Origin of the sequence: Simiduia agarivorans SA1 = DSM 21679 (assembly GCF_000305785.2) — a bacterium.
Taxonomy (GTDB): Bacteria; Pseudomonadota; Gammaproteobacteria; order Pseudomonadales; family Cellvibrionaceae; genus Simiduia; species Simiduia agarivorans.
Genome location: NC_018868.3, coordinates 4,152,819 through 4,171,101 on the forward strand (window position 1 = coordinate 4,152,819; position 18,283 = coordinate 4,171,101).

Consider the following 18,283-nt stretch of genomic DNA (forward strand, 5'->3'; position numbering starts at 1 on the left):
CCATTAACCAAGCGTACGGATATCAATGAGCAATACCGTTCCCAGCCCTGTCCCTGCAAGTCTGAAGAGCATCAGTCGCGCCAGCGCGGGTCTGGCGGTTGCGGCGGTAACCCTGGTGGTGCCGTTAGTGGTGGTGGTGGTGCTCTACATTGACGGCCTTAACGCCGATATGCGCTTGCTGGCAAAACAGCAGAGCAGTATCCGGGTCATGCGGCAGTTTGTGGCGTTGCAAGTCAACCTGAGCGATGAATACTACAGCCGCTTCTATCCCGCCACAGAATCCATGCAAACCTTCGCCGAAGGCGATGCGTCGGCCGGTGCACTGGCGCGGCACGAGCCTGAACCAGATGCTCTGTTGATGACGCAACTCGATGCCATGGATCGCGAGCTGGGCCGCTATTTTGGTACGGATTTTCGCAGCTGGCCGGAACTCAAACAGCGTTTCATCGGCGTGTGGAGCAACAAGGCTTGGTCTGAGCAACTGGCCCAGATAGAAGGCTTGTTTGAACCCGGGCGGGAGTTTGTTGAATTTCTGTTGTTGGCCTCGAATCTTGAGTTGTCGCAATCAGAGCACCTGCGGCTAAGCGCACACCTTCTGTTCGGCGACCTGGGCCATGCTAAAAGTGAAATCTTTGCGGTGGCAGAGCATCTGGCGCAAGCGTCGCTGGATCACGGTGGTGTCTGGACCGAAACCGAATTCAAATTGATGAGCGAGCGGCTTGATCAGATCCGGGTCGTGCCGGTGAGTGAACGCCAGCGGGCGCTGCTGATTGAGCAAGTAGGTGTTCCTGATGCCTATCTGGACTGGATTGTAGAGTCCTCGGGTTTAATAGAAGAGATGTCCCGCCTGAGGGAAAAGAAACGCCGGCTGATGTTTATTCAGGCAATGACAGACGATGGCCTCGACATGGGGCTGGCACTGGAGGTTGAAGCGATTCGCGGCGAAGTCTGGGATCTTGTTTCCAGCATAAATCGCTTGCAAATAGTGCTCGCCAACAATCTGGATGTAATTCTGCAACAGCAATACGATCAGGCCTATCAGTGGCGAATGCTGACGTTGGTATTGGTGGTTGCATTGATCGTATTTTCTATTCTTCTGGGCCTCTACATCGTCAGGAATATCCGGCTCACACAAATACACCTCGGTCGGCAGAATCTTCAGTTGGAGGCCAAGGTGGTGGCCCGAACCGAAGAAATCGAGCAAGCCAAAAACGAAGCCGAGCAGCTCAATAAAATACTGGGCAAACAAACGCAGATTTCCACCGAGCTGGCGCGCAAAGCCGAACAGGCCAGCAATGCGAAAAGCATGTTTCTCGCGTCCATGAGCCACGAGATACGTACCCCGCTTAACGCAGTGCTGGGCGGAGCTGCCATATTGGCCAAATCATCGCTGAATCAACGCCAGCGCGACATCCTGCAATTGATTACCCAGTCGGGTAAAACGCTGCTTGAACTCATCAACGAAATTCTCGATTTTTCTAAAATCGAAGCCGGTCAATTGGAACTTGAAACCATCGCATTTGATCTGGAGCAGCTGGTATTGGATATCGTTTCGATGTTCTCCCTGAAAGCCAGGGAAAATAATATCCGGCTCACCTACGTGGTGGATGTGGCGTGCGAGGGGCAATGGCTGGGTGACCCCTTGCGGGTCAAACAAATTCTCATGAACCTGATCAGTAATGCGGTGAAGTTCACGTCGGTGGGGAAAATTTCGGTACGCGTGCAGTTGGATGCGGTCGGCCAATTAAAAATCAGCGTGGCCGATACAGGCATTGGCATTAAAAGTGACCAGTTATCCCAGTTGTTTGAAGCCTTTGTTCAAAGTGACAGCTCAACCACGCGCAAATACGGTGGGACCGGTCTTGGCCTGTCCATCAGCCGCAAGCTGGCACAGATGCATGGTGGGGATATCTCGGTAGTCAGCACCTTTGGCAGAGGCTCGACGTTTGTGGTGAAACTGCCGCTGTTGCGCGCCGGTGAGAAAACCCTGTTCGACCCGATCAATGATTATAAAATCCTGCTGCTCAGTGAAAATGAAGAACTGCAGAATCAGATGTGCCAGTGGTATGGCGACCTGAAACGTCTGGACGATGTGGAATCGTTTTCGCACTGCATTGATAACCTCGCGGTCAATGACAGCGCGTTGGTGGTTGTGGCCGATTCGGGTACGTTGGTGAAGTACTACCAGCAATGGACGTCGCAGCTGGAAAAGCGGAAATTGTCCCGGCTGAAATATCCATGGGTGCTGTTGTTTGATCAGTCGGCGCTCGACTGCGACACTTCGGAACTGTTATCGCATCAGTTGCGCGAGCTGGGCGCCAGTGTGCAATTGCCGCTGCTGAGCCCCGGGGCGCTTATCCGGAAAGCTGTGATGGAGGCGTTGAACAGCAAAGGTCGGGAAATGCTCGACTGGACTGACTCCCAAACAACCGGGCAGGGGATGGCATTCAGTGGCCGGGTATTACTGGTTGAGGATGTGTTATTCAATCAGGTGGTCGCCCGGGAAATGCTGGAGTCTATGGGGCTGGAGGTGGTGATAGTGGACAATGGCGCGGAAGCCATCGCCTTTATTAAGCAGTATTACGAATTGCCGCCAAAAAACCGTGAAACCATCCGGCTGATACTGATGGATCTCCATATGCCGTTGATGAATGGCCTGGAAGCCACCAAGCGCATCCGGGCCATGGAGCGGGACGCGCGCTTACCTGCGATGCCCATCGTGGCGCTCACCGCTGATGTCCTGAAAGAAACCCAGCTCGACATTGTCGAAGCGGGTATGGATGGGTTATTGCCCAAACCGTTTGAGGAAGAAGATCTTATCCGCGTGTTGTCGACGCATCTGCCCGGCAAGGAAAGTCTGCGCCACCCATCCCACGCGCGGCCAGACGTGGTTGCTGAGCCGGCCGTGAGCGCAGAACCGGCGGAGCCACAAAGTAAACCAACCGTTCAGGTGCTGAACACCGATGCGCTGCTCAAGCGTGTGCGCGGGCGAGAGGATCGGGCGCGAGATCTGGCAAAATCCTTCCTGAACCAGTTGGCCGGTTTTGGCGAAAAAATTCAGGCCGATATCCAGGCCCGGGATTTCTCGCAGTTGGTGTTTAATGCTCACACGGTCAAAGGTTCTGCAGGAAATTTGGGTGCCGATGTGTTGTACCAGATTTCCTCCGAGCTTGAAAAACTGGCGCGGCAGGCCGAAGCATCGGCAGACGACCAGGTGCAGGCCCAAATCGAAGAGCGCAATCAAGCGTTCGTGCAGGCCACCCGTCAGTTGCAGGTGGCGCTGGAAGCGTTTCTGGCCTGATCCCGGATCATTTATCCCTCGGCAAATACCAGCGTGGCCGCAATTGCGGCCTGCCAGCGAGCCAGCAATTGATCCCGGTCTGCACCGGCTGCGGCGGGCGCAAATTGGGTTCCCGGGTTGGCGGGAGAGCCGGTGTCCGACAAATCGCACCAACCCAGTTGATGGGCAGCAAGACGGGCCGCGCCCAAGACGGTGGATTCCTGCCAGTCTGGCCGGAACAGCGGAGTTTGGGTAATCCACGCCAGCTGCTCGACAAACCACTCATTGGCCGTCATGCCGCCGTCGATTTTTAATACGTCCATGCGTTGACCATCCGCCTTGATCGCCTGCAACAGATCAAACACCTGCAGTGCAATGGATTGCAGGCAGGCATAAGCCAGTTGTGCCGGGCCCGTACTCAGTTCCATGCCAAAAATTGCCGCGCGGGCATCGGCGCGCCAGTGCGGTGCGCCCAGCCCGGTAAAGGCGGGCACCATCATCACGCCATGATCTGACTTGATCGATTGCACCAGCGCTTCGGTATCGGCGGAGCGATTAATGATTTTCAAACCATCCCGCAACCACTGTACCGCTGAGCCGGCAATAAACACCGAACCTTCCAGTGCGTAGTGCACTTGGTTATCCAGCCGGTAGGCGAGGGTGGTGAGCAGGCGGTTATCCGACGTGACGGCCCTGTTGCCAGTATTGAGCATCAAAAACGCGCCGGTACCAAAGGTACACTTGGCCTGGCCGGCAGCGAGGCATTGCTGGCCAATAGTGGCGGCCTGCTGGTCGCCGGCCACGCCCAGAACAGGCACCGATACGCCCAACAGGGCCGGGTCGGTGTGACCGAAGTCGGCGGCACTATCCAAAACCTGGGGCAGCATTGCGGCGGGAATATCAAACAGTTCGAGCAGATCTTTATCCCACGTCTGGGTGTGAATATTGAACAGTTGCGTGCGGCTGGCATTGGTGGCATCGGTGGCATGGCGCTGGCCGCCGGTCAGCTGCCAGAGCAACCAGCAATCCACGGTGCCAAAGGCCAGTTCGCCGCGCTCGGCGCGCGCGCGAGCGTCGGGAACCGTGTCCAACAGCCAGCGGATTTTGGAGCCGGAAAAATAAGGGTCGATGGGCAGGCCGGTTTTTTCTCTGATGAGCGCATCGCGTTTTTGTGCGCGAAGCGCCGCACAGAATGCGTGCGTGCGCCGGTCCTGCCAGACAATGGCCGGGGCAATGGGCTCGCCGGTTTGCCTGTCCCAGACGATGGTGGTTTCCCGTTGATTGGTAATGCCAATGGCTTTTACCCGGTGCAGGGTGTCGGGTGTCAGTAACTGGCGGCAACAGTTCAACACGGTATGCCAGATGTCCATGGCATCCTGCTCCACCCAGCCCGGGTTGGGGTAGGCTTGGGCAAAGGCTTCCTGGGCCTGGTTGATGGCGCGCAACTGCTGGTCAAACAATACCGCCCGCGAACTGGTGGTGCCCTGGTCGATGGCCAATATCAGGGGTGAGGCTGTGTCTGGGCTCATGGTGCGGTCTGACGTCCTGTGCAAAATTAATCTCAAATGTAACCTTTGATGCAAGACCCTGTCACCCCTGCGTATCATAGGGGGATATTCAAAAGACACGTCACAGGATAAAGACCCATGAGCACGCCTTCCGTATTGGCTCAATTGCGCGACATGACCACGGTGGTAGCCGATACCGGTGAACTTGCTGCCATCAAGCAGTTCAAACCCATGGATGCCACCACCAATCCGAGCCTGGTGCTGGCGGCAGCGCAATTACCCGAATACCAGCCACTGGTGCAACAGGCCCTGGCCGAATCGGCGGGCGATATGGCGGCAGCGGTGGATTATCTGGCGGTGGCTATTGGCGCTGAAATTGTGCGCGAAATTCCGGGCCGTATTTCTACTGAAGTGGATGCCCGTTTGTCCTTTGATACTGACGCGATGATCAGCAAAGCGCGCGCATTGATCGCCGCCTATCAGGCCCGTGGCGTCGAAAAAGACCGGGTGCTGATCAAAATAGCCGCCACCTGGGAAGGTATTAAAGCGGCGGAGCAACTGGAGCGCGAAGGCATTAACTGTAACCTCACCTTGCTGTTCAGTTTTGCGCAGGCCGTGGCGTGCGCCGAAGCAGGCGTGTATCTGATTTCGCCGTTTGTAGGCCGTATCTATGATTGGTACAAGGCCGCGGGCGAAACCCCGGCAACACCGCAGGATGATCGCGGTGTGCAATCGGTTAAACGCATTTATCAATACTATAAGGCGCACGGCTACAGCACCGTAGTGATGGGCGCCAGTTTCAGAAATACAGACCAGATTAAAGCATTGGCCGGTTGTGATCGTTTGACCATCAGCCCGGCCTTGCTCACAGAGTTGGAGCGAGAACTGCAACCCCTGGTGCGCGAACTTAACCCGGATGTGAAACAACCCGAGCCCAAAATCACGCTCGATGAAAAACGCTTCCGCTGGTTACACAATGAAGATGCCATGGCGACAGAAAAGCTCGCCGAAGGTATCCGTAAGTTCGCGCAGGACCAGGAAAAACTGGAACGCTTGCTGCTGGCGTAACGCTAGCAGTATCAGGAGCGAACACATGCAAGTAGAACCCCTGGCAATTGAACTTTGCCAGCGCCGGCTCGCGGGCGCAAAAAGTACTCCCTTGATAAACGGCCCTGAAACCTTGGAACAGGGCATGGCATTACAGCAGGCCTGCATTGTGTGCATGAAGGCGGCAGGCTACCGCCAAATCGGCTGGAAGTGCGCCATGCCGCCGCAGGATAAATGGGTATTCGGCCCGCTCTACGACGCCGAAACCTTTCAGGGCGAGGGCGAGATCGATGCCCGCATTATTCCCGAGCGCGGCATTGCCCGTATCGAGCCCGAACTCATTTTCACCCTGAAAACCGATCTGCCTGCCCGCGGCACGCCTTGGTCGCAGGCCGAGGTGGATGCGGCCATTGGCGAAGCCCACATGGCCATCGAATTAATCGGTACCCGGTTCGAAGACCCAAGCCAATGTGTGTTTCCCGCCATGCTGGCTGACGGTGTATCGAACCAGGGCTTGGTGATTGGTCCGCGCGTGGATCTCGCGGCGGCACTGGCAGCCCGCACATTACAGATTCAGATTGAGGGCGCCGCCGATGCCGTACTCAGTTACGACGGCCAGCATCCCTCGGGATTGCCCACCGAGCCGTTGGCCTGGTTTGCCAATTTCCTGAACACGCACGGGCGTGGTTTGCAGGCGGGTGAGAAAATTATTACCGGCACTTACGCCGGTGTTTTGGAAGTGCCACTCCATCGATCGCTGCGCATGGCCTATGCCGGGTTGGGTGAAATGGCGTTCCGGTTTTCACCCCGGCAAGACGGTTAAACTGAATAATTATTCGTTTAAAATCAATTGCTTGTGATTGCCCCCACCCAAGGTGGGGGCTACAATCGCGCCTCGATTTTTTCCGGGTGCGGCCATGCAAAACCAGTCTGATTTCCCCACGCCTTATTACCTGATTGACGAGACCAAGCTCGCCCGCAATATGGCGCTGATCGATCAGGTCCAGCGCGAGAGCGGTGCCAAATGCCTGCTGGCGCTCAAATGTTTTGCCACCTGGCCGGTGTTTGAGCTGATGAGCCAGACCATGGCCGGCACCACGTCTTCCAGCCTGTACGAAGTGAAACTCGGGCGCGATAAATTTCCCGGCGAAACCCATGCCTACAGCGTGGCCTGGAGTGAGCAGGAAATGGCCGAAGTGCTGGCTAATTCTGACAAAATTATTTTCAATTCCCTGTCCCAGCTGGCGCGTTTTGAACAGCAATCGCGCGGTCATAACCGGGGCCTGCGGGTCAATCCGAAAGTGTCCAGCTCCAGTTTCAGCCTGGCCGATCCGGCCCGGCCCTTCAGCCGCCTGGGTGAAAGTGATCCAGACAAAATCGCCGCGGTGATCCACCAGATCTCCGGTTTCATGTTTCACAATAATTGTGAAAACGGCGACTTCCCCTTATTCAGCCAGATGCTTGCGCACATCGAACAAACCTACGGCGAGCTTTTGCATCAGGTGGAGTGGGTGAGCCTGGGCGGCGGTATTCACTTTACCGGCGAGGGATACCCAATTGCGGATTTCTGCGCACGACTGAAACAGTTTGCAGACACCTACGGCGTGCAGGTGTATCTGGAGCCGGGTGAAGCCGCCATCACCAACACCGCCAGCCTGGAAGTATCGGTGCTGGATGTGGTGGAAAATGACAAGACCCTGGCCATTGTGGATTCCTCCATCGAAGCCCACATGCTGGACTTACTGATCTACCGGTTGGACGCCAAGTTGCCCGCCACGGGCTCGGTGCCGGTGATGGTGTGTGGCAAATCCTGCCTGGCGGGCGATATTTTTGGCGAATTCCAGTTTGCCGAAAAACCCAACGTGGGCGACCGCCTGAGCATTCAGGACGTGGCCGGTTACACCATGGTCAAGAAAAACTGGTTTAACGGTGTGTCCATGCCTGCCATTGTGGTGCAGCGCCTTAACGGTAAGCGTGAGCGGGTGCAGGCGTTCAATTATCAGGATTATCTGGCCGGATTCGGCAATCAATAAATTTATTACATCAATGAGTGGGTCATTGATGGCGTGAGAGCAAAGCGGGCAACCCGCCCGATCAGCTGCCCACAAGGTGGCGAGCGTAACGAGAGGTAAAGTGAAGTGGCAAAGAAAAATCTACTGATTATTGGTGCCGGTGGTGTGGCCAATGTGGTGGCACACAAATGTGCACAGCACAACGACCGCCTGGGCGATATTCATATTGCCTCGCGCAATATCCAGCGCTGCGAATCGATTATCGACAGCATCAACCGCAAGCAGAATCTGAAGCAGCCGGGCCTGCTCAAAGCCCATGCCATTGATGCGCTCGATACCAACGCGCTGATTACGCTGATTAACGAGCTGGGTGTGAGCATGGTGCTCAATCTGGGCTCGGCGTTTGTGAACCAGAGTGTACTGCACGCCTGTATTGAAACCGGTGTGGCCTATCTGGATACCGCCATTCACGAAGACCCGGCCAAAGTGTGTGAAACCCCGCCCTGGTACGCCAACTACGAATGGAAATCCAAGCAAGCCTGCGAAGCCAAAGGCGTTACCGCCATTCTGGGCGCGGGCTTCGATCCGGGTGTGGTCAATGCCTATGCGCGCCTGGCCGCCGATACCCTGTTTGATTCACTGGAGTCCATCGATATTCTCGATGTCAACGCCGGTTCGCACGGCAAATACTTTGCCACCAACTTCGATCCGGAAATTAATTTCCGCGAGTTCACAGGCCAAGTGTGGACCTGGCAAAACCGCGAGTGGGTGTCGAACCAGATGTTTGAGGTCAAACTCACGCGCGACTTCCCGGTGGTGGGCGAGCAATCCCTCTACCTCACCGGCCACGATGAAATCCACTCCATAAGCCAGAATCTGGACGTGCCTAACGTGCGCTTCTGGATGGGCTTTGGCGAACACTACATCAACGTGTTCACCGTGCTGAAAAATCTGGGCCTGTTGAGCGAGCAGCCGGTGCCCACTGCCGAAGGCCAGACAGTGGTGCCGCTCAAGGTGGTGAAAGCCGTATTGCCCGATCCCTCATCTCTGGCGCCCGAATACACCGGCAAAACCTGCATTGGTGATCTGATCAAAGGCACCAAAGACGGTGAGCCCAAAGAGGTGTTTATCTACAACATCTGCGACCACGCGGAAAACTATGCCGAAGTGGAAAGCCAGGCCATTTCCTACACCGCCGGCGTGCCTGCCGCGGCCGCCGCGCTGCTGATCGCCGATGGTACCTGGGATGTGGGCCGGATGGTCAACGTGGAAGAGTTGCCGGCAGAACCCTTCCTCAAGACCCTGGCCGAGCTGGGGCTCTCTACCCGCATTCAGGATGCAGAGGGCGACCGGGCGCTGTTTGCGTGAGCCTGAGGGGCGGTGTCAGCCGCCCCCAATTCCATTATTGTTTGTCTACACTGGTACCCACCTGTATCATCCCCCGCTTTTTAGGCCCGTCCTCATGTCCATCACTTTCGACCAGCTCGGTCTGTGCGCCCCCATCCTTAAAGCCGTTGCCGAGCAGGGTTACACCACGCCATCGCCCATTCAGGCGCAGGCCATTCCGGCCGTGCTCAAGGGGCAGGACGTGATGGCCGCGGCCCAGACCGGTACCGGCAAGACCGCCGGCTTTACCTTGCCGATTCTGGAGCGGTTGCAATCCATGCAACGCGCGGCCAGTAATCACGTGAAAGTACTGGTGCTCACGCCTACGCGCGAGCTGGCGGCGCAGATCGAAGACAACGTCAAACTCTACAGCGCCCATCTGCCCGTGCGCAGTACCGTGGTATTTGGCGGGGTAGGCATCAACCCGCAGATGATGCGCCTGCGCAAGGGCGTGGAAATCCTCGTGGCCACCCCCGGCCGCCTGCTGGATCTACACAGCCAGAATGCGGTGAAGTTCAATCAGCTGGAAATTCTGGTGCTGGACGAAGCCGACCGCATGCTCGACATGGGCTTTATCCACGACATCAAGCGCATCCTGAAACTGCTGCCGGACCGCCGCCAGAACCTGCTGTTCTCGGCCACCTTTTCCGACGAAATCCGCGCGCTCGCCAAGGGCCTGGTGCACAACCCGCTGGAAATCGACATAGCGCCGCGCAACACCACGGTAGAAACCGTGACCCAGTGGCTATCGCCGGTGGATAAAAAACAGAAGCCGGCGCTGCTGATTCACCTGATCAAAGAGCACAACTGGCACCAGGTGCTGGTGTTTTCCCGCACCAAGCACGGCGCCAACAAACTCGCCAAACAACTGGAAGATGCCGGCCTTGAAGCCGCTGCCATTCATGGCAACAAAAGCCAGAATGCCCGCACCAAAGCCCTGGCGGATTTCAAAGCCAACAAGATCCGCGTACTGGTGGCCACCGACATCGCCGCGCGCGGTATCGATATCGACCAACTGCCGCAGGTGGTGAACGTGGACCTGCCCAATGTGCCGGAAGACTATGTACACCGCATCGGCCGCACCGGTCGCGCGGGCGCCGAGGGGCAGGCGGTGTCATTGGTGTGTGCGGATGAACTGAAAGAACTCAAGCAGATTGAGCGGCTCACCAAACAGGTGATCGAGCGCAAACTGGTGCCGGGCTTCGAGCCGGTGAATCCCTTGCCCGTGACCCAACTCGATACCCGGCCCATTAAGCCCAACCGGCCGAAAAAGCCCAAGTCTGAGCACCACGACGGCAACCGCGGCGGCTCCGCCAAAAAAATGGGCGACCAACCCAAACCCCGTCGCCGCCGCCGTCCGCCGGCAAACCGCACCGCCTAAAAGCATGGGGCCAGACCCCTTGGTACTTTTGGCTCATCGCAAAGCGATGGGCCAAAAGTATGGGGGAGTCTGACCCCGGTCTACGCGCTTTTGCGCACGCTTTCGTCGTATTTCTTGCTGAGGATGTCGTAGAACTGTTCGCGCAGTTTGTACACGTCCTGTTTGAGATTGGCGATTTCCTGGCTGGAGATGTCGCTGCGGCCCACGTAGACCTGCTTGCGGAACACGGCAATCTGGGCGCCGAACAAGCGCAGGTTTTTCTCCAGGCCCTTTTCGCCAATCAATAGCAGGTTGGCTTCGGCGTCGGCCATGCGCCGGAATTCGCGCACCAGCTCCTCGTTAATTTGTTCCAGTTCCATGCGCCGGGCCTGGGGCCAGCGGGTGCCGAAGCGGATGGATTCAATCGCCAGTGCCGAATATTTGGCGAAGGCATGGGACACATTGCCCATTTGCTGGCTCACCTGCTCGTACACCTTCAGCTTGCGCTGGGCGGTCAGGCCGTCGGGCGATTGGGGTTCGGGCCGCCGCTTTTGCGCCAGCCACAGGCCCAGCGCCAGCAGCACGGCGCCGGCGGCAAATTTGGCCAGGGTGTCCACCAGGGACCAAAGGGTTGGCATATCCATGATTGACCTCATTGAAACGGGCGCCAATAAATTGACGCATGCAACAGTGTTCACAGAGGTTTTGCAAAGCGCGGGCCAAGCGGGCAGAGGGCGGGCGTTTTATTCAGGCGCGGGGGTTGAAGGTGTTCACACCGCCGCGCAGAGGTTCCAGTATGGGTTCCAGGCCGTTGACCTTGATCTCGTGGGCCAGCGCCAGCAGTTCGCCCAGCTTGCCCTTGGGGAAACCCTGCTGGGCAAACCACACCAGATAGGGTTCGGGTAGGTCGGCCAGCATCCGGCCCTGGTATTTGCCGAACGGCATGGCGGTACTGACCAGTAGTTTCAGGTATTCGGGCGGGAAGGGGTAATCCATCAACCGCCCGCCAGTTTGACGGTATAACCGCGCGCTTCCAGTGCAGCCTTGAGCTTGTCCCGCACATCGCCCTGGATCTCAATGTCCCAGTCTTTGACCGAGCCACCGGTGCCGCACAGCTGCTTCAGTTCCTTGGCCAGTTTTTTCAGCCCGGCCGCGTCCAGACCGGTGCCAGACACCACACTTACAGCCTTGCCACCGCGACCCTTGGTGGATTTGAAAATCCGCACTACGCCGTCGCCTTCGGGCGGGGTGAGGCTGGGTTTATCCTCGGCAATGCGGCCCTGATCGGTGGAGTAGACCAAGCGGGAGTTTTTACTCATCGGCCTGATCCTCTTCAAAGGCTTCCGCTTTTTGCAGTTTCTGAAACCAGGCACCGGTCAGAATCAGCGCCACGCCCAAGCCAAACAGGATAAACGGGTTCAGGTTAAGCCAGCCGTACAGGTAGAACAGCGGCGCCAGAATCACGGCAATGAACAGGCCGCTGCTGATCATGGTTTCGGCTTTTTCCGGCAGGGCAATGGGCTTCTGGCAATGGGGGCAGTGCACGGTTTCGCGCGCCAGGTAAGCTTTTAACTGGCCGCCGTCATTGAGTTCCTGTTTGGTGACAGGGGTTTGGCACCAGGGGCAGCGCAGGCGCGAGAGTATCAAAGACATAACATCACCGGTATGATGGTTTGCCGCTATTTTAATGACATTGCGAACAGATGGAACCTCAAAATAACAACAGCTTCAAGTTCCGCATGGCCCAGATTATTTTCGGCTACGAAACGCCGGCGGGCCGCGCCTTCGATATCGCCCTGATCTGGCTGATTCTCGCCAGCGTGCTGGTGATGATGATCGATTCGGTCAACGGCCTGGATGCGCAATTGCGCTGGGCGTTGAAGGCGGCGGAATGGGCCTTCACCCTGATTTTTACGGTCGAATACGGCCTGCGCATTTACGTGGCGCCCAATCGTTGGGCCTACGTTCGCAGCTTTTATGGGTTGGTGGATTTGTTGTCAATTCTGCCCACTTACCTCGGGCTCTTTTTCGGCGATCTGAATTACCTGCTCACCATTCGTTTACTGCGGGTGCTGCGGATTTTCCGCATCCTCAAATTGGCGCGCTACCTGTCGGAAGCGAATGTCCTCATGCGCTCCATGATCATGGCGCGGCGCAAAATCCTGGTGTTTTTCAGTTCAGTGCTGGTGCTCACCACGATATTCGGTTCACTGATGTATGTGGTAGAAGGGCCAGAGAACGGTTTTACCAGTATCCCCAAATCCATCTACTGGGCCATTGTGAGCATTACCACCGTGGGCTATGGCGATATCACCCCGCACACCAATATGGGCCAATTGCTGGCCGCGCTGGTCATGCTCACCGGTTACAGCATCATCGCCATTCCCACCGGCATTTTCACCGCCGAACTGGTGCAGGAAGTGAATCGCGCGCGCAGCTCGCGCCTGTGCGGCGACTGCAATCGCCCGGGCCATGAAAGCGACGCGCGTTACTGCCGGTTTTGCGGTCACTCGCTCAGCGATACCGCCGCAGAAGACACAGCGCCGGACGCCTCAGCGCAAAAGAATACTGACGGCCACTAGCGCGATCAACACGGCAAATACGCGGTTAATGAATTGCTGGTGCCGCTGCAAAAACAGCAGCACCGGGCCCGCAGCAATGCCCCAGGCCACCAGCAAATACCAAAGCGTATCGATGGCGCCGGCGGTAAAGGCCAGAATCAGTTTTTCGGTCAGTGCCGCATTGGCATCCACAAACTGACTGAACAGCGCCAGAAAAAAGACCGCCATTTTCGGATTCAGCGCCGCAATCAACAGCCCGCTATTGAAGCCGCCGCGCGCCGAGCCTTTTTCCGGCGTGGATGTCGCACCCGGCTTGGCGGTGAACGCCTTGAACGCCAGCCACAGCAAGAACAGGGCGCCGGCGTATTTGATCACCAGAAACAGGGTGGGGGACTGAGCAATCACCAGTGCCAGGCCCAAAACAGTCAGCAACGCATACAAAGTCACGCCCAGGCCGTGGCCAATGGCCGTGGCAATGCCGGCCATGCGCCCGTGATTAATGGTGTTGTTCATTACCACCGCCAGGCTCGGACCCGGCGACATGGCGCCCAGCGCGCAAATCCCTGCCACAGAAAGCCACGTTGCTAAAACCATTGTGCTGCTCACAGTCTTGTTCAGAAGGCCCGCCAGTATGCCCGCAAAACCGGGTTTGCCCAAGCGTGGAGAGATCGGGGTAAAATGCCGGTTTTATTTGCACCGGACGTTTTCATGACCGCATTTCCACGCCAGGGCCAGGTAGACCCCGCCTTTGCGCCGCTGGCCGACCGCTTCGACCAGTTAATCAGTCAAACCCCGCAGGGCGCAGCCCTGTGTGTGTACCAGTCCGGGCGCCCGGTGGTGAATATCTGGGCCGGTGCGCGCGACAAAGCAGCCACCCAGCCCTGGCAGGAAACCACCCAGGTAAACATTTTTTCCGCCGGCAAGCCCCTGGTGGCCGTGGCTGTGTTGCGTCTGGTGGCCGAGGGCAAGCTGACACTGGATGCGCCGGTGGCGCACTATTGGCCGGCCTTTGCCGCCGGCGGCAAAGCCGGAATCACCGTCCGCCAGGTGTTGAGCCACCGGAGTGGTTTGTGTGCATTCCATGGGCGCGTGCCGGATGCCGCGATTTTTGATCCTGAACAGGTGCGCGCTTTATTGGAGCAGGAATCGCCCTGGTGGGTGCCGGGTAGCGATCAGGGCTATTCCCCGATCCTGTACGGCTGGATTCTGGCCGAGCTGGTGCGCCGGGTCACGGGCACCGGCTTTAACGACTGGTTTCAGCAACACATCGGCGTGCATCTGGATGGCGCTGTGGATTTTGGCGTACCGGCAGAACGCCAGAGCCTGTTGGCCGACGTCGCCGCCATGAAAGGCGCCAAAGCCGAGGCCGGCGTCATCCGTTTGGGGCAGGCCATGAAAGCCGACGCACAGGGCGTGGTGAACAAGGCCTTCACCAATCCCATGAGCCTGATGGTGGGCACTAATGGCAATGCCTGGCGCTCGGCAGAAATTCCGGCAGCCAATGGCCATGCCTCCGCGCGCGCGTTGGCGTCGGCCTATGATCAATTACTGCGCGATGACGTATTACTGCCCGCCAGCGTGCGCGAATTGTGTTGGCAGTTGCAAAGCGAAGCGGACGATCGCATTTTGCAAACGCCCATGCGGTTTTCCTGCGGGTTTATGTTGTCGCAAGCGGGCGAAGACAAGGCCCTGGGGGTGAACCACCAAAGCTTTGGTCATGCCGGCGCGGGCGGCTGCCTGGGCTTTGCCGACCCGGTGGCGGGCATCAGCTACGCGTTTGTGTCCAATCAGATGGCGCAGAGTTTATTGATCGATGCCCGCAACCGCGCGCTGATCGATTGTTTGTATCAGGAATGTTTGGAGGGCTGAGCATGCAAGAATTAGAACGTGCGATTGAGCGAATCGATGAACTGGAAGTGCGGCTGACCTTTCAGGAAGACCTGATTCAGGAACTCAATCAGGTCATCAGTTCACAGGACAGCCTGCTGATAAAACTGCAGGAGCAAATGCGCCTGTTATTGGAAAAACACCGGGAGTTGGAATTCCGCCTCTCCGACGATGGCGAGACCCCCGACGAGCGACCACCGCACTATTGATTGCCCCGGCATGAGCGCGTTCGCAAAGAACGCAGATAAATCAATGATTGCGCCCGCAACTGCTAGACTTTGAGCAGATTTTGCGCGGAGCCGCATCTTACGGATGAAAGCCATAGCGAAGGGCGCGGCGTCAGAAACTGCATTTTTGGCGCCGCCCGCCACACCGACCACTGGTATGGGCGTCCCCTGGTTTTGGGACTGCGGGGCTGATCGGCTCACAGTTGGCGCCAGATTCAACAAATTTTCTTCAGACAGGCAACGGCCGGCGCGCATGGTGGATTTGCTGGCATGCTTTAGCGGCGTCGATCGCCAGGCGTTTGCCGATCAGCTCGCAGCCCTGGCGTCGCAACCGGGCAGTTATCGTGAACAATTATTAACAGATTACCGGCGCCAGCCGGTGCTGCTCTCTGCCGAGTGCGTCAGCCAAGGTCTGGTGATGGGGCAATTGGTGCCCGCCCAACAATTCATGGGCACAGAACTCGAATCGTTTGTGTTGGCCATGCATCAGCCCGCCTGTCTTTGGGACTATGATCTGGGCCTGGTGGCGTGCAATACCGGTTTTGAAGCGCTCACCGGCTGGAACGAACGCCAGCTCAGAAAATTATCCGGCACCGAAAATATTTTAACCTGCGGCATGGCCGTCGCCATCGAGCCCGATCACCACCGGTTGTGCGAACAACTGAAAGCCGGGCAGGCAGTGGTGGCGGAAGTGCAGCTCGAGCTGGCGGCGCGGCCGGTACGCATGCGTTATACACCGCTCAAGATGGGACCGGGCCGGTCGGATCTGTTGTTGCTTGAATGCATTTCCATTGATGCCGCCGATGGCCAGCCACGCGAACTCCGGCAGCTGATCGATCAGATTCAGGACATTATTCTGTACCTCGATCAATGGGGCGAAGTCAAAGTCGCCAATCGGTGTGCGCGCGAATTTTTTGCCGGCGCAGAACCCCTCGGGCAAAACCTGATTGAACTGTTCGAAGGCAATGCCGACCTGCTGCCCTTGCACCGGGACGTTCTTTCGGTGGTGAGGCATAACCGCCCCCGCCTGGATGAAAAGCTCAGTGTTCAGTTTCGCAATAAACGCTACTGGTTCGATGTAGACCAGGTGCCCACCAGCGACACCCTCTCTGGCGCCGTGGACGGGGTGCTTTTGGTGTTGCGGGATATCAGCGAAAGTGTGCACGTGAATCGCCAGCTGCTGGAGAGTGAGCACCGGTATCAGGCGTTTATTTCAAATTGCATGGATGGCATCTGGTGCTGCCAGATTGATCCGCCTGTTGCGGTCAATCTGCCCGTTGAGCAGCAAGTGGACTTATTGGCGCAGCGCGCCGTGTTTACCGAATGCAACCAACAGATGGCGGTGTTGCGCGAGCGCCGTGCACCCTCGGATTTACTCGGGGAAAAAGTATTTGATCAGGGTCTGGGTGTGCACCGGGCCACTGTGCGCGAATTTGTACAGTCTGATTACCAGTTGGTAGAGGCGCCCAGTTTCCGCCATATGGAAGATGGTCGCCGGCTGGAATTGACGGTCAGTACCATTGGCATTGTCGAACAGGGGCAGCTGGTGCACGTGTGGGGTATTACCCGCGATGTCACCGAACGCTACCACGCCATGGCCCGCATGGAGTACCAGGCACACCACGATTCGCTCACCGGCCTGCCCAACCGTCATGCCTTGTACAAAACCATTCGCACCACATTGGATGAACGCGCGCCGGAACAGGCCATGGCGCTGCTGCTCATTGATCTCAATCGCTTCAAAGACCTGAACGATGCATTGGGGCATCAGGTGGGCGACAGCCTGTTAAAACAAGTGGGCCCGCGCTTGCGCGAAGAATTATCGGAAAGTGACGCCTTTATCGCGCGCTTAGGCGGTGACGAATTTGCGATTTTCTTACCGGCCATCCGCAACCCGCAGCAGGCGGTGGTGGCCGCGCACCGCGTCCTGGACGCCATCAAGCAACCCTATAACATCGACGGTTTCCACACTGAAATGGGTGCGGCCGTCGGTATCGCCCTGCGCTCTGCGCAGGCCAATGACGTCAGCCATCTGATGCGCTACGCCGATGTAGCCATGTATCAGGCCAAGTCCGAGTATTCGGGCGTGGTGGTGTATTCCGCCGCCAAAGACCCGAATCAGGGCTTACGTTTTTCACTCATCAGTGAGCTGCGCCGCGCGATTCGCGAACAGGAACTGCTGCTGAACTTCCAGCCAAAAATCGAATTGCAATCGCGCCGGGTACACGGCTTTGAGGCACTGGTGCGATGGCAACATCCCACCCAGGGCTTCATTCCGCCGGCAGAATTCATTCCCATGGCTGAAGCCACCGACGTGATCCATCCACTGACCGAATGGGTACTGGAGCAAAGCATCCGGCAGTGCAAGCAATGGCATGCGCAAAACTTTTTTGTCACCGTTGCAGTCAACCTGAGCGCGCGCAACCTGCTGGATGAAAAACTGCCCCATAAAGTGACCCAACTGTTGGAAAAATACCAGCTGCCCGCCGTCGCGCTGGAGCTGGAGATTACCGAAAGTGCCATTGTGCTGGACCCGGACCGTGCGCTGATGATTCTGAATCAGCTGAGCGAGCAGGGCGTCAGAATCTCCATCGACGATTTCGGCACCGGCTATTCGTCTCTGGCGTATTTGAAAAAGCTGCCGGTTAACGCGCTGAAAATTGACCGCTCGTTCGTGATGGACATGCTCACAGACCGGCAGGACGAAGTCATCGTGAAATCCACCGTCAACCTCGCCCACAACCTGGGCCTGCACGTGGTGGCCGAAGGCGTAGAAAACGAACGGACTTTACAGGCCTTGGCCGCACTGGGTTGCAACCAGGCTCAGGGTTATCACCTGGGGCGGCCCATGCCAGAAGGGCAGGTGCTGGATTGGTTTCGCGCCTCGCCCTGGAAGGCGGATGCTCAGAGTTGAATGCAGGACGGGGGGCTGTGGGCGTGCTAATACCCGCTGTATACGGAAGCGTGATTTTTTAACACTGACCACTCGCTAACCGGCCAGAAATGTATGCCAAC

The 18,283-nt window shown here is 57.5% G+C and carries 16 protein-coding genes; 10 read left to right on the forward strand and 6 right to left on the reverse strand.

Annotated features, from left to right (window positions below; genetic code table 11):
• The first annotated feature begins 25 nt into the window (after positions 1 to 25).
• Entirely contained in the window at positions 26 to 3,301 is a 3,276-nt protein-coding gene (locus M5M_RS18555; RefSeq protein WP_015049055.1) for a hybrid sensor histidine kinase/response regulator, read from the forward strand.
• A gap of 11 nt (positions 3,302 to 3,312) precedes the next feature.
• On the opposite strand, the gene glpK is transcribed toward M5M_RS18555, so the two are convergent.
• Positions 3,313 to 4,809 carry a glycerol kinase GlpK gene (gene glpK, locus M5M_RS18560; RefSeq protein ID WP_015049056.1) on the reverse strand — a complete coding sequence of 499 codons (1,497 nt, stop codon included), beginning with the start codon at positions 4,807 to 4,809 and terminating at the stop codon, positions 3,313 to 3,315.
• A 117-nt stretch (positions 4,810 to 4,926) separates the two neighbouring features.
• On the opposite strand from glpK, the gene tal reads away from it, so the two are divergent.
• The 5 genes from tal (at position 4,927) to M5M_RS18585 (ending at position 10,614) form a co-directional block, all read left to right on the forward strand.
• Complete coding sequence (gene tal / locus M5M_RS18565; protein ID WP_015049057.1) at positions 4,927 to 5,856, forward strand: transaldolase; 930 nt, start codon at positions 4,927 to 4,929, stop codon at positions 5,854 to 5,856.
• Between the two features lie 25 nt (positions 5,857 to 5,881).
• Positions 5,882 to 6,658, forward strand: a complete 777-nt coding sequence (locus M5M_RS18570; protein ID WP_015049058.1) for a 2-keto-4-pentenoate hydratase — start codon at positions 5,882 to 5,884, stop codon at positions 6,656 to 6,658.
• A gap of 94 nt (positions 6,659 to 6,752) precedes the next feature.
• Entirely contained in the window at positions 6,753 to 7,868 is a 1,116-nt protein-coding gene (locus M5M_RS18575; RefSeq protein WP_015049059.1) for a carboxynorspermidine decarboxylase, read from the forward strand.
• 105 nt (positions 7,869 to 7,973) lie between these two features.
• Positions 7,974 to 9,215, forward strand: coding sequence for a saccharopine dehydrogenase family protein (locus tag M5M_RS18580; protein WP_015049060.1), 1,242 nt, complete (start codon positions 7,974 to 7,976; stop codon positions 9,213 to 9,215).
• Positions 9,216 to 9,309: 94 nt separating this feature from the next.
• Positions 9,310 to 10,614, forward strand: a complete 1,305-nt coding sequence (locus M5M_RS18585; RefSeq protein WP_015049061.1) for a DEAD/DEAH box helicase — start codon at positions 9,310 to 9,312, stop codon at positions 10,612 to 10,614.
• Between the two features lie 80 nt (positions 10,615 to 10,694).
• On the opposite strand, the gene M5M_RS18590 is transcribed toward M5M_RS18585, so the two are convergent.
• From M5M_RS18590 to M5M_RS18605, 4 genes are all read right to left on the reverse strand, one after another.
• A complete protein-coding gene (locus M5M_RS18590; protein ID WP_015049062.1) occupies positions 10,695 to 11,237 on the reverse strand; it encodes a hypothetical protein in 543 nt (180 codons plus the stop codon).
• Positions 11,238 to 11,340: 103 nt separating this feature from the next.
• Positions 11,341 to 11,589, reverse strand: a complete 249-nt coding sequence (locus tag M5M_RS18595; RefSeq protein ID WP_015049063.1) for a DUF3820 family protein — start codon at positions 11,587 to 11,589, stop codon at positions 11,341 to 11,343.
• Complete coding sequence (yciH, locus tag M5M_RS18600) at positions 11,589 to 11,912, reverse strand: stress response translation initiation inhibitor YciH (protein WP_015049064.1); 324 nt, start codon at positions 11,910 to 11,912, stop codon at positions 11,589 to 11,591. Before yciH ends, M5M_RS18595 begins: the two co-directional genes overlap by 1 nt.
• Positions 11,905 to 12,246, reverse strand: coding sequence for a hypothetical protein (locus tag M5M_RS18605; RefSeq protein WP_015049065.1), 342 nt, complete (start codon positions 12,244 to 12,246; stop codon positions 11,905 to 11,907). Before M5M_RS18605 ends, yciH begins: the two co-directional genes overlap by 8 nt.
• A gap of 50 nt (positions 12,247 to 12,296) precedes the next feature.
• On the opposite strand from M5M_RS18605, the gene M5M_RS18610 reads away from it, so the two are divergent.
• Positions 12,297 to 13,175: an ion transporter gene (locus M5M_RS18610; protein WP_015049066.1), complete on the forward strand. Its 879-nt coding sequence runs from the start codon at positions 12,297 to 12,299 to the stop codon at positions 13,173 to 13,175.
• Here the strand turns inward: M5M_RS18610 and M5M_RS18615 are convergent.
• Positions 13,146 to 13,724 carry a LysE family translocator gene (locus tag M5M_RS18615; RefSeq protein WP_211216995.1) on the reverse strand — a complete coding sequence of 193 codons (579 nt, stop codon included), beginning with the start codon at positions 13,722 to 13,724 and terminating at the stop codon, positions 13,146 to 13,148. The genes M5M_RS18610 and M5M_RS18615 overlap by 30 nt on opposite strands.
• Before the next feature lie 138 nt (positions 13,725 to 13,862).
• Between M5M_RS18615 and M5M_RS18620 the strand changes: the two genes are divergently transcribed.
• The 3 genes from M5M_RS18620 (at position 13,863) to M5M_RS18630 (ending at position 18,182) form a co-directional block, all read left to right on the forward strand.
• Positions 13,863 to 15,023, forward strand: coding sequence for a serine hydrolase domain-containing protein (locus M5M_RS18620; protein WP_024330410.1), 1,161 nt, complete (start codon positions 13,863 to 13,865; stop codon positions 15,021 to 15,023).
• A gap of 2 nt (positions 15,024 to 15,025) precedes the next feature.
• Complete coding sequence (locus tag M5M_RS18625) at positions 15,026 to 15,250, forward strand: SlyX family protein (protein ID WP_015049069.1); 225 nt, start codon at positions 15,026 to 15,028, stop codon at positions 15,248 to 15,250.
• A gap of 103 nt (positions 15,251 to 15,353) precedes the next feature.
• On the forward strand, positions 15,354 to 18,182 hold the full coding sequence (locus M5M_RS18630) for a sensor domain-containing protein (protein WP_015049070.1): 2,829 nt from the start codon (positions 15,354 to 15,356) through the stop codon (positions 18,180 to 18,182).
• Positions 18,183 to 18,283 lie beyond the last annotated feature (101 nt).